The organism is Methylibium sp. Root1272, from assembly GCF_001425905.1.
In the GTDB taxonomy this organism is placed as follows: Bacteria; Pseudomonadota; Gammaproteobacteria; order Burkholderiales; family Burkholderiaceae_C; genus Methylibium.
The window spans coordinates 1-12,032 of sequence record NZ_LMDY01000018.1; the positions used below are offsets into that span (position 1 = coordinate 1).

At 70.3% G+C, this 12,032-nt stretch carries 9 protein-coding genes; 5 read left to right on the plus strand and 4 right to left on the minus strand.

The features are described 5' to 3' along the window. From ASC67_RS18450 to ASC67_RS18460, 3 genes are all read right to left on the minus strand, one after another. On the minus strand, nucleotides 1-559 hold a 559-nt coding region (locus tag ASC67_RS18450; RefSeq protein WP_156466826.1), incomplete at its 3' end, for an amino acid synthesis family protein. A 112-nt stretch (nucleotides 560-671) separates the two neighbouring features. Further along, nucleotides 672-1,571, minus strand: coding sequence for a 3-hydroxyisobutyrate dehydrogenase (gene mmsB / locus ASC67_RS18455; RefSeq protein WP_056325383.1), 900 nt, complete (start codon nucleotides 1,569-1,571; stop codon nucleotides 672-674). Between the two features lie 41 nt (nucleotides 1,572-1,612). Then, nucleotides 1,613-2,785 (minus strand): ABC transporter substrate-binding protein, encoded by a 1,173-nt coding sequence (locus ASC67_RS18460; protein ID WP_235566392.1) that lies wholly within the window; start codon nucleotides 2,783-2,785, stop codon nucleotides 1,613-1,615. Nucleotides 2,786-2,966: 181 nt separating this feature from the next. Between ASC67_RS18460 and ASC67_RS18465 the strand changes: the two genes are divergently transcribed. Beyond that, entirely contained in the window at nucleotides 2,967-3,893 is a 927-nt protein-coding gene (locus tag ASC67_RS18465) for a LysR family transcriptional regulator (protein WP_056325392.1), read from the plus strand. Between the two features lie 16 nt (nucleotides 3,894-3,909). Here ASC67_RS18465 and ASC67_RS18470 read toward each other — a convergent pair whose 3' ends face one another. Beyond that, nucleotides 3,910-4,869 carry a LysR family transcriptional regulator gene (locus ASC67_RS18470; RefSeq protein WP_056325396.1) on the minus strand — a complete coding sequence of 320 codons (960 nt, stop codon included), beginning with the start codon at nucleotides 4,867-4,869 and terminating at the stop codon, nucleotides 3,910-3,912. 166 nt (nucleotides 4,870-5,035) lie between these two features. On the opposite strand from ASC67_RS18470, the gene ASC67_RS18475 reads away from it, so the two are divergent. From ASC67_RS18475 to ASC67_RS18490, 4 genes are all read left to right on the plus strand, one after another. After that, nucleotides 5,036-5,950, plus strand: coding sequence for an alpha/beta hydrolase (locus tag ASC67_RS18475; RefSeq protein ID WP_056325400.1), 915 nt, complete (start codon nucleotides 5,036-5,038; stop codon nucleotides 5,948-5,950). Then, nucleotides 5,947-7,176, plus strand: coding sequence for an efflux RND transporter periplasmic adaptor subunit (locus ASC67_RS18480; RefSeq protein WP_056325403.1), 1,230 nt, complete (start codon nucleotides 5,947-5,949; stop codon nucleotides 7,174-7,176). The genes ASC67_RS18475 and ASC67_RS18480 overlap by 4 nt, the downstream gene beginning before the upstream one ends. Before the next feature lie 63 nt (nucleotides 7,177-7,239). Further along, nucleotides 7,240-10,482, plus strand: a complete 3,243-nt coding sequence (locus tag ASC67_RS18485; protein ID WP_056325407.1) for an efflux RND transporter permease subunit — start codon at nucleotides 7,240-7,242, stop codon at nucleotides 10,480-10,482. 44 nt (nucleotides 10,483-10,526) lie between these two features. Then, complete coding sequence (locus ASC67_RS18490; protein WP_200946976.1) at nucleotides 10,527-12,011, plus strand: efflux transporter outer membrane subunit; 1,485 nt, start codon at nucleotides 10,527-10,529, stop codon at nucleotides 12,009-12,011. Nucleotides 12,012-12,032 lie beyond the last annotated feature (21 nt).

Below are 12,032 nucleotides of genomic sequence, written 5' to 3' on the forward strand. Positions count from 1 at the left end.
CCCGCCGATCGCCAGCACCAGCGCGATCAGCATCTCGCCCGCCGATCGCCAGCACCAGCGCGATCAGCATCTCGTCCGGGCGCGGTGCGTCGGCGATCGCGATCTCCGCACCGTCCATGTCGTCGAAGTTCCAGATGCTGTTCTTGTTCGTCACCGGCATCACGATCAGCGAGCCCGGTCCGCCCATCTTCTTGGTGCCGGGGATGATGTCGTCGCCCTTGTGCACGGCCTTGCGCACCGGTGCGCCGAACTTCGGGTGCAGGATGGCCGCCGCATGCTCGATCTCGCCGTCCAGGCCCACGATGGCGCCCTTGCCGTAGGCTTGCACCTCGTCGGGTGCCACGCCCAGCGCCTGCACGCCGCGCCGGGCGATCAGGTCGCCCACTTCGGCGCCCAGGTCGTACAGCGGTGCCAGGTCTTCCACGTAGCGGCCGGCATACGGGTTCTTGATGACCGCGGCCACGGTGACCTTGCGCGCGGGCGGGCTGACGGCGCGGCCCATCTCGGTGTGGGTTTCCTCGAGCTGGATGACGATCTTGCGGACTTGAAGCAGGGACATGAGGACTCCTTGAGATTGAGACGATGACGAAGACCGTGAAGAACAGGCACACCGGCGGCGTGCGAAGGCCGCACCGGACATCGGGTGCGGGCCGCTGCCGGCCCGGCGGGGCTCAGTGCGGGGCAGCCTTGCCGAGCATGAGGAAGATGCTGCCGTAGTCGAGCCGGCCGGCGCCCGACTTGCTGAGCAGGTCGTAGAGGTTGCAGGCCATCGCGCCCAGCGGCACGGCGCTGTCGGTCTGGATCGCGCTCTCGACGGCCAGTCGCAGGTCCTTGCGCATCAGGTCCACGCCGAAGCCGCCCGCATAGCCGTTCGACGCCGGCGCCTTCTCCATCACGCCGGGGCAGGGGTTGCAGGTGGCGAGCACCCAGTTGTTGCCCGAACTCTTGGCGATCACCTCGGACAGCACCTTCGGGTCCATGCCGTTCGCGATGCCCAGGCGCAGTGCTTCGGCGGTGCCGATCATCTGCACGCCGAGCAGCATGTTGTTGCAGATCTTGACCGTCTGGCCGCTGCCGCTGACACCGGCGTGGTAGATCGCCTTGCCCATCTTCTGCAACAAGGGCGTGGCCGCGGCGAAAGCCTCGGGCGTGCCGCCGACCATGAAGGTCAGCGTGCCGGCGGTCGCGCCGCCGACACCGCCAGACACCGGCGCGTCCACCATCGCCACGCCGCGCTCGGCAGCGGCCTTCGCCAGCTGGCGCGCCTTCTCGGGTGCGATGGTCGACGAATCGATGAACACGGTGCCCGGCTGCGCGTGGGCCAGGAAGCCATCGTCGCCCAGGCACAGCGCGGCCACGTGGTCGCCGGTCGGCAGCATCGTGACCACCGCCTTCGCCTGCCGCACCGCGGCCTTCAGGTCGACGGCGGCCGTGCCACCGGCCGCCACCAGGTCGGCGACGGCGGCCGCGTCCAGGTCGTGCCCGGCGACGCTGTAGCCGCCGCGCACGAGGTTCTTGGCCATCGGCAGTCCCATGTTCCCGAGACCGACGAAAACGACATCGCAGTTCATCCTGGCGCCTTGTTGTGTTGCAGTGGAGAAAGACGCAGAGATCAGCCCTTGACCAGCGGGCAGGTCGTCGGGTCGGCCGGCTTGAAGGCCTGCTGCGCGGGGATGGTGGTGATCAGCTTCAGGTAGTCCCAGGCGCCCTTCGATTCGGCCGGCGTCTTGACCTGGTAGAGGAACATGTCGTGGATCACGCGACCGTCGGCGCGGATCGACGCGTTCTTCATCACCGGGTCCTTGATCGGGATCTCGCGCATGGTCTTGGCGACGGTCTTCCAGTCCGAGGTCTTGGCCGCGGCGCGGGCCTTCAGGAAGTGGTAGGTGCTGGAGTACACGCCGGCCTGCACCATCGTCGGCTTGTTGCCCTTGTGCAGCGCCTCGAAGCGCGATGCGAAGGCGCGGGTCTCGTTGTCGAAGTCCCAGTAGTAGCCGTCGGTGAAGGTCAGGCCCTGCGCGACCGGCAGGCCGAGCGCATGCACGTCGGTCAGGAACAGGTTCAGCGCGACCAGCCGTTGCGCGCCGGTGCCCACGCCGAAGTCACGCGCCTGCTTGACGGCCGTCACCGCGTCCTGGCCGCTGGCGGCCACCGCCACCACCTGCGACTTCGAGGTGCCGGCCTGGATCAGGAAGGACGACAGGTCGGCGGAGTTCAGCGGGAAGCGCACGGCGCCGACGACGCTGCCGCCGCCGTTCTTGATGACCGCGCTGGCATCGCGCTCGAGCGAGTGACCAAAGGCGTAGTCGACCGTCAGGAAGTACCAACTCTTGAGTCCCTGGCTGGTCAGCGCCGCCGCCGGGCCGACCGACTGCGAGTAGGTGTCGAACATCCAGTGGAAGCCGTTCTCGGTGCAGTCGGCATTGGTCAGCAGCGTGGTGGCGGGGCCGCTGTACATCGCGATCGCGCCCTTCTCCTTGATCAACTTCTGCACCGCCAGCGCGACCGACGAGTTGGTCAGGTCGACGATGGCCTCGACCTTCTCGCGGTCGATCCACTCACGGGCCTTGGACGAGCCGATGTCGGCCTTGTTCTGGTGGTCGGCGTAGACGATGTCGACCTTCAGGCCCTTGCACTCGGCCTTCAGGCAGTCGTCGACCGCCATCTTGGCGGCCACCAGCGAGCCCGGTCCGCCCATGCCCGAGTAGGGGCCGGACATGTCGGTCAGCACGCCGATCTTCACGGTGTCGGAAGCGGTCTGGGCATGAGCGGCGAGGCCGAGCATCGACGAGGCGATGGCGATCGACAGCCGGGCGGAAGTGCGTCTGCGCATGGTCTTTGTCTCCTGTGTGGCTCGTTGGTGAGCTTGTTTTCAGCGATTGTGGGTCTGCGAATCTGCAGCCACAATGCCAAGGAGCGCAGCATGTTTCTGCAAATTTGCAGAGTCTTCGAAGGAAACTTTTGCCATGCTCGACTGGGACAACCTGCGGATCTTCCTGGTGATGGCGCGCAGCAAGAGCCTGACCGACGCCGCCAAGAAGCTCGGCATCGACCACACCACGGTGCTGCGGCGGATGAAGCGCCTGGAGGCGCAGGTCGAGTCGCCGCTGTTCGAGCGCAACACGCTGGGCTACCTGCTCACGCCCCAGGGGCAGCGGCTGGTGGAGTACGTCGAGAAGATCGAGACCCGCGTGCACGAGCTGGCCGACGACCTGGGCGGCGTGAACCGCTCGCTCGCCGGCCCGGTGCGGCTGGGCGCGACCGAGGGCTTCGGCTCGACCATCCTCGCGCCGCAGCTGGCCAGCTTCTGCCGGCTGCACCCGGCCATCACGGTGGACATCCTCACGGTGCCGCGCTTCGTGAACCTGCCCAAGCGCGAGGCCGACCTGGCCGTCATCATCGAGCGGCCGCAGACCGGCAGCTACGTCGTCACCAAGCTGTCCGACTACCGGCTCAAGCTCTATGCGACGCCCGCCTACCTGGAGCGCAACGTGCCGATCCGGCAGCTGAAGGACCTGGACCAGCACGCCTTCATCACCTACCTCGAGGACCTGGTGCTGAGCGACGAGCTGCGCTACATGAACAGCATCGCGCCGAACGCGCCGCGCAAGATGCAGAGCAGCAGTGTGATCGCGCAGTACATGGCGGCGCGGCGCGGCCTCGCGCTGGCCATCCTGCCGTGCTTCCTGGCGCAGCAGAGCGACGACCTGGTGTCGGTGCTCGACGACGAGATCGACCTGGTCCGCAGTTTCTGGCTGGTCTCGCCGACCGAGCTGCGGCACACCGCGCGCGTGGCGGCGCTGTGGAACTACCTGCTCGACGTGGGCCAGCGCAACCACGCCTACCTGATGGGCACGACGACGCAGCAGGTGTTCGAGGGCGCCGCGGCCTAACTGCTACCGCCTGCGCTCAGCGCGCGAAGCGCGCCGTGGGCTGCACCCGCGGCAAGCTGCTCTTGCGCTGCATCAGATCGTCGCGCGCGAACAGTTCCGCGACCCAGTCGACGAACACACGCAGCTTGGCGCTGAGGTGGCGATTGGGCGGGTAGACCACGTGGATCGGCACCGGCTCCGAGCACCAGTCGACGAGCACCGGCTCGAGCTCGCCGCGGCTCATGTGGGTCTGCAGCATGAAGGTCGCGGCCTGCACGATGCCCAGCCCGGCCAGGCATGCCGCCACGTAGGCGTTGGAGTCGTTGACCGACAGCACGTAGCGGCCGGCCACCTCGATGCGCTCGCCGTCCTTGTGGAAGTCGAACGGGTACTGCCGACCGGTACGCGCCGAGAAGAAACCGATCACCGCGTGCGCGCCCGACTCGAGCTCGCGCGGGTGGCGCGGCATGCCGTGGCGCTTCAGGTAATCGGGCGACGCGGCGGCCAGGAACTGCAGTTCGCCGACGCGGCGTGCCACCAGCGACTGGTCGCTCAACTCGCCGCCACGCAGCACGCAGTCGACGTTCTCGCTCAGCAGGTCGACCGGGCGGTCGCTGACGCCGAGGTCGATCTGGATGTCGGGGTAGAGCGCGTGGAACTGCGGCAGCGCCGGGATCAGCACCAGCGTGCCGACCGACGCGCCCACGTCGATGCGCAACCGCCCACGCGGGCTGGTCTTGGCGCGCGACATGCTCGACTCGAGCTCGTCGATGTCGCCCAGCAGCCGGATCGCGCGGTCGTAGTAGGCCGCGCCGTCGGGCGTGACCGTCACGCGCCGTGTCGTGCGGTTCAACAGCTTGGTCTGCAACTGCGCCTCGAGCATCTGCACCAGCCGGGTCACGGTGGGCTTGGGCAATTGCAGCGAGTCGGCCGCCTTGGTGAAGTTGCCGGCCTCGACCACCCGCACGAAGGCCTGCATCGCAGAGAACTTGTCCATGAGCCTCGCCTCCCCGTGCTGGTGATGCCGCACCGATGCGGCGGCCGGATTATTGCGTTGGTGAAACAAAGCATGAGCAAAGCGGCTATTTATTGTTTCAACGACCGCCACTATCTTCTGCTGCATCGCAACACGCTCTATGCCGCTCCGGCGGCCCGAGGTCCTCATGTCCACCCTCCCTTCCCGGCCCGCCCCGCTCGCTCCGCCCCTCGGCGGCGCGGTCGCTTGGGCGGATCAGTGGATCCCGGTCGGCGACGGTGAGCCGCTGAAGGCCCGCGTCTACGGCAGCCGCCCGCGCGGCCGCTCGGCACCGCTGGTGCTGCATTTCCACGGGGGCGCCTTCGTCGCCGGCGGGCTGGACAGTGGCGCGGCAATCGCCGGCCTGCTGTCCGAGGCCGGTGCGGTGGTGGTGTCGCTGGACTATCCGCTGGCACCCGCCCAGCCCTTCCCCGCCGCCATCGAGGCCGGTCACGCCGCGCTCACCTGGATGCACCGCCACCGCAGCCGCCTGGCCGGCCAGAGCTCGACGGTCTGGGTCGCCGGTGAAGAGGCCGGTGGCAACCTGGCTGCGGCCGTGGCACTGATGGCGCGCGATCGGCGCAGCCCGCCGCTGGCCGGCCAGATCCTGATGTCGCCGATGCTCGACCCCTGCGTGGCCACCGCCTCGCTGCGCGATGCCGACGCCGGCCCGGTCGGTTGCCTGTGGGCCGACGGCTGGCACCAGTACCTGCCCGACGCGGCCGCCGCCGACCACCCGTATGCGGCACCGGCCTCGGCGATGCGGCTGACCGGCGTGCCGCGCACGCTGCTGATCACCGCGCAGGACGACCCGCTGCGCGACGAGGCGCAGGCCTACGCACGGCGGCTGCGCGACGCCGGCGTCGAGGTCGACGAAGCCTTCCTCGACCAGCCCACCGGCTGGCCCTGCGCCTGCAAGCAGCCCGCCAGCGCGAAGGCGGCCTGGGCGCCCGTGGTCCGCGGGCAGTTCCAGGCCTTCTTCCAGCGCGCCCACGCGCCCGTCTCCGTTCCAGTCTCCACGTCTTCCTCCATCCAGAACCACCGCTCCGGGAGCCCCTCATGAACCAGCCCTCTTCCTCGCCCCGCCCGCGCCGCCTGTGGGCCGCCGGCACCGCCCTCACTGCGCTGATCGCGGTGTCGGCCACCTTCTTCGGGCTCAACAGCCCCAATGCCGAGGCCAACCCGGCGCCGACCGCGCCCGCAGCGACGCCGGTCTCGGTGGCCACCGTGGTGCAGAGCCAGGTCGCGGCGTGGGACGAGTTCTCCGGCCGCCTCGAGGCGGTCGAGCGCGTCGACGTGCGCTCGCGCGTGGCCGGCGCGGTGCAGTCGGTGCACTTCCGCGAGGGCGCGCTGGTCAAGCAGGGCGAGCTGCTGATCACCATCGACCCGGCGCCCTATGCGGCCGACGTCGAGCGCGCCGAGGCCCAGGTGGTCGCCGCCCAGGCCCGCGTGGCCTACACCCGCAGCGAGCGCGACCGCGCCCAGCGCCTGTGGGACGAACGCGCCATCGCGCAGCGTGAGTACGACGAGCGCGTGAGCGGCCAGCTCGAGTCCGACGCCAGCCTGCGCGCCGCGCAGGCCGCGCTGCAGTCGGCGCGCCTGAACCTCGGCTACACGCAGGTGCGTGCGCCGGTGGCCGGCCGCGTGGGCCGGCTCGAGATCACCGTCGGCAACCTGGTGGCCGCCGGCCCCGGCGCGCCGGTGTTGACCACACTGGTGTCGGTGAGCCCGATCTACGCGAGCTTCGACGCCGACGAGCAGGTGGTGGCACGCGCGCTGAAGGACCTGCCGAGCGGGGCCAGTGCGCGCAGCCAGCTCGAGCGCATCCCGGTGCAGATGGGCACCGCCGCGAACAGCGACACGCCGCGGCTCGGCAAGCTGCAGCTGGTGGACAACCAGGTCGACGCGAAGAGCGGCACCGTGCGTGTGCGCGCCGTGTTCGACAACGCCGACGGCAGCCTGATGCCCGGCCAGTTCGCGCGGCTGCGCATGGGCCAGGCCCGCAACGGCAGTGCGCTGCTGGTCAACGAGCGCGCGGTCGGCACCGACCAGAGCAAGAAGTTCGTGATGGTGATCGGCGCCGACAACCGCGCCGAATACCGCGAGGTGCGGCTCGGCGCCCACGTCGACGGACTGCGCGTCGTGACCGAGGGCCTGAAGGTCGACGAGCGCATCGTCGTCAATGGCCTGCAGCGCATCCGCCCGGGCGCGCTGGTCGCGCCCAAGCCGGTGGCGATGGACGCCAAGCCCGAAGTGCAGGCACGCGGCGACGCGGCCCCGCAATCCTGATGACCTGACGCGACCGGGGGCCCGACCCCCGGCGTCTCCGTTGTATCCCCGAGGGAGGGAGCCATGAACCTGTCCAAGTTTTTCATCGACCGGCCGATCTTCGCCGGCGTGCTGTCGCTGCTGATGCTGATTGCCGGGCTGATCGCGCTGCGCGGCCTGCCGATCTCCGAGTACCCCGAGGTCGTGCCGCCCTCGGTGGTGGTGCGAGCGCAGTACCCGGGCGCGAACCCCAAGGTGATCGCCGAGACGGTGGCCACGCCGCTCGAGGAGGCCATCAACGGCGTCGAGGGCATGCTCTACATGGGCAGCCAGGCGACCACCGACGGGCTGATGACGCTGACCGTCACCTTCCGCCTCGGCACCGACCCCGACAAGGCCCAGCAGCTGGTGCAGAACCGCGTCTCGCAGGCCGAACCGCGGCTGCCGGAGGAGGTGCGCCGCCTCGGTATCACGACCGTGAAGAGCTCGCCCGACCTGACGATGGTGGTGCACCTGCTGTCGCCGAACGACCGCTATGACATGACCTACCTGCGCAACTACGCGGTGCTCAACGTCAAGGACCGGCTGGCGCGCATCGACGGCGTGGGACAGGTGCAGTTGTTCGGCTCGGGCGACTACTCCATGCGCGTGTGGCTCGACCCGCAGAAGGTGGCCGAGCGCGGCCTGTCGGCCAGCGACGTGGTGCGGGCGATCCGCGAGCAGAACGTGCAGGCGGCCGCCGGCGTGGTGGGCGCTTCGCCGGGCCTGCCGGGCGTGGACCTGCAGCTGTCGATCAATGCGCAGGGCCGGCTGCAGAACGAGGAGGAGTTCGGCGACATCATCGTCAAGACCGGCGCCGACGGCGCGGTCACGCGGCTGCGCGACCTGGGTCGCATCGAGCTCGGCGCGGCCGAGTACGCGCTGCGCTCGCTGCTCGACAACAAGTCGGCGGTGGCGGTGCCGATCTTCCAGGCGCCGGGCTCCAACGCCATCGAGATCTCGAACCACGTGCGCGAGACCATGGCCGAGCTCAAGAAGTACATGCCCGAGGGCGTGGACTACGAGATCGTCTATGACCCGACGCAGTTCGTGCGCGCCTCCATCGAATCGGTGATCCACACGCTGCTCGAGGCGGTGGCGCTGGTGGTGCTGGTGGTGATCCTGTTCCTGCAGACCTGGCGCGCGTCGATCATCCCGCTGCTGGCGGTGCCGGTGTCGGTGATCGGCACCTTCGCGGTGATGCACCTGTTCGGCTTCTCGATCAACGCGCTGAGCCTGTTCGGCCTGGTGCTGGCGATCGGCATCGTGGTCGACGACGCGATCGTGGTGGTGGAGAACGTGGAACGCAACATCGAGGCCGGCCTGTCGCCGCGCGACGCCACCTACCGCGCGATGCGCGAGGTCTCGGGGCCGATCATCGCGATCGCGCTGGTGCTGATCGCGGTGTTCGTGCCGCTGGCCTTCATCAGCGGACTCACCGGGCAGTTCTACCGCCAGTTCGCGCTGACGATCGCGATCTCCACGGTGATCTCGGCGATCAACTCGCTCACGCTGTCGCCGGCGCTCGCCGCGCTGCTGCTGAAGGGCCACGGCGCGCCGAAGGATGCGCTGACGCGCGGCATGGACCGCGTGTTCGGCCGCTTCTTCGCGCTGTTCAACCGCGCCTTCAAGCGCGGCGCCGAGGGCTACAGCGGCGGCGTGACGCGCGCGATCTCGCGCAAGGCCGTGATGGTCGGCGTGTACCTGGTGTTCCTGGCAGTGACCGTGGGCCTGTTCAAGGCCGTGCCCAGCGGCTTCGTGCCGGCTCAGGACAAGCAGTACCTGATCGGCTTCGCGCAGCTGCCCGACGGCGCCACGCTCGACCGCACAGAGGACGTGATCCGCCGCATGGGCGACATCGCCCTGAAGACGCCGGGCGTCGAGCACGCGGTGGCCTTCCCCGGCCTGTCGATCAACGGCTTCACCAACAGCTCCAACTCCGGCATCGTGTTCACGCCGCTGAAGCCCTTCGACGAGCGGCGCGACCCGAGCCTGAGCGGCGCGGCGATCGCGGCCGACCTGAACCGCCAGTTCTCGCAGATCGAGGACGCCTTCATCGTGATGTTCCCGCCCCCGCCGGTGCAGGGCCTGGGCACCACCGGCGGCTTCAAGCTGCAGCTCGAGGACCGCGGCTCGCTCGGCTATGCGGCGATGGACGGCGCGGTCAAGGCCTTCATGGCGAAGGCCCAGCAGGCGCCCGAGCTGGCAGGGCTGTTCTCGAGCTACCAGGTCAACGTGCCGCAGCTCTATGCCGACATCGACCGCACCAAGGCGCGCCAGCTCGGCGTCGCGGTGACCGACGTGTTCGACACGATGCAGATCTACCTCGGCTCGCTGTACGTCAACGACTTCAACAAGTTCGGCCGCACCTACACCGTGCGCGTGCAGGCCGACGCCTCGCACCGCGCACGCGCCGAGGACGTGGGCCTGCTGAAGGTGCGCTCGGCCTCCGGCGAGATGGTGCCGCTGTCGGCGCTGATGAAGGTGCAGCCGAGCTTCGGCCCGGAGCGCGCGATGCGCTACAACGGCTACCTGTCGGCCGACATCAACGGCGGCCCGGCCCCCGGTTACTCCTCGGGCCAGGCGCAGGACGCCGTGAACCGCATCGCCGCCGAGACGTTGCCAGCGGGCATCGGCTACGAGTGGACCGAACTGACCTACCAGGAGATCCTGGCCGGCAACTCGGCGATGTGGGTGTTCCCGCTGGCGATCCTGCTGGTGTTCCTGGTGCTCGCCGCGCAGTACGAGAGCCTGACGCTGCCGCTGTCGATCATCCTGATCGTGCCGATGGGCCTGCTCGCGGCGATGACCGGCGTGTGGCTCGACGGCGGCGACAACAACGTGTTCACGCAGATCGGGCTGATCGTGCTGGTGGGCCTGAGTGCGAAGAACGCGATCCTGATCGTCGAGTTCGCGCGCGAGCTGGAGTTCGCCGGCCGCACGCCGGTGCAGGCGGCGATCGAGGCCAGCCGACTGCGGCTGCGCCCGATCCTGATGACCTCGCTGGCCTTCGTGATGGGCGTGCTGCCGCTGGTGCTGTCGAGCGGCGCGGGTGCCGAGATGCGCCAGGCGATGGGCGTCGCGGTGTTCGCCGGGATGATCGGCGTGACCGCCTTCGGCCTCTTCCTCACGCCGGTGTTCTACGTGCTGCTGCGCCGCCTCGCCGGCAACCGGCCGCTGACGCAGCACGGCGAGGTGCCGCACGCCGAGGCCTTTGCCGGCACCCCCGGCACCGGCGGCGCGAACCTGAAGCCGCTGCCGGCCGCGCCGGTGGCCCACCACGACTGAAGCAGCGGACCGCTGCACTTCCCTCCTTCCGAGCAGAGAACGTCATGAAGCTTCTTTCTTCTTCGCCATCCCTCACCGGCCGCCTGCAACGGCTTCCGCGGGCCGTGCTGGCCCCGCTGTTCGCAGCCCTGGTGCTGGCCGGCTGCGCCACCGCGCCCGCCATCGATCCCGCGGCGCTGCCGGTCACACCGGTGACCTTCAAGGAAGGCGACGGCCGCTGGACCACCGCCGCCCCGGCCGACGCGCAGCCGCGCGGCACGTGGTGGAAGGCCTTCGCCGACCCCACGCTCGACGAGCTGGTGGAGCGCGCCGGCCAGGCCAACAACAGCATCCAGACCGCCGCGGCGCGGCTGGCGCAGGCGCGCGCGCTGGTGCGTGCCGCCGACGCCGACCGCGCGCCGCAGGTCGGTGTCGGTGCCGGCGTCACGCGCGGCACCGAGGCCGGCGCCGGCCCGCGCCCCGGCACGCTGATCAGCACCGGCGCCAACCTCGGCTACGAGGTCGACCTGTTCGGTCGCCTGGCCGGCGCGAGCCGCGCCGCCGCGCTGGACGCGCGGTCCCGCGAGGCGCTGCTGCAGAGCACCCGCCTGCTGGTGCAGGCCGACGTGGCGCAGACCTACCTGGCGCTGCGCGCCCTCGACGAGGAAAGCGCGCTGGTGCGCGACACCGTCACGGCCTACCGCGACACGCTGAGCCTGATCGAGCGGCGCTTCAACGCCGGCGACATCGCCGAGCTCGACGTGGCGCGGGTGCGCACCCAGGTGGCGTCGACCGAGTCGGAGGCGCTGGCGCTCGACCGCCGCCGTGCGGAGCTGGAGCATGCGCTCGCGGTGCTGGTCGGCGCGGCGGCGTCCGACTTCCACGTGGACATGGCGGACTGGCGCAGCGCGCTGCCGGTCATCCCGGCTGGCGTGCCGAGCACGCTGCTGGCGCGCCGCCCCGACGTGTCGGCCGCGCAGCAGGCGATGCTGGCCGCGCAGGCGCGCGTCGGTGTCGCGAAGGCGGCGTGGTTCCCGAACCTCGCGCTCACCGCCTCGGGTGGCTACGCATCGCCGGAGCTGGGCGACCTGTTCCAGTGGTCGGCGCGCTCCTGGGGCATCGGCGCGCTGCTGTCGCTGCCGCTGTTCGACGGCGGCCGGCGCGAGGCCGGCGTGCAGAACGCGAGCGCCGAGCTCGACGCCGCGCTGGCGGGCTACCGCGAGCAGGTGCTGGTGGCCTTCCGCGACGTCGAGGACCAGTTGTCGGCGCTGCGCTATCTGGCCGCGCAGGACAGCGCGCAGGCCCGCGCGGTCGCGGCCGCGAGCCGTGCGACGGTGCTGTCGAGCTCGCGCTACCGCAACGGCCTGGTGAGCCAGCTCGACCTGCTGGATGCGCAGCGCAGCGAACTCGCCAACCGCCGGCAGGCGCTGCAGGTGCGCTCGGCGCAGTACCAGGCGACGGTGGGCCTGGTGCGCGCGCTGGGCGGCGCGTGGGACGCGCCGGCCGGGGTGGTGGGTGCGGCGCCGGTGCAGGCCGCCATCGGCAGCTGAACGGCGAGGCGGGCCGCTCGC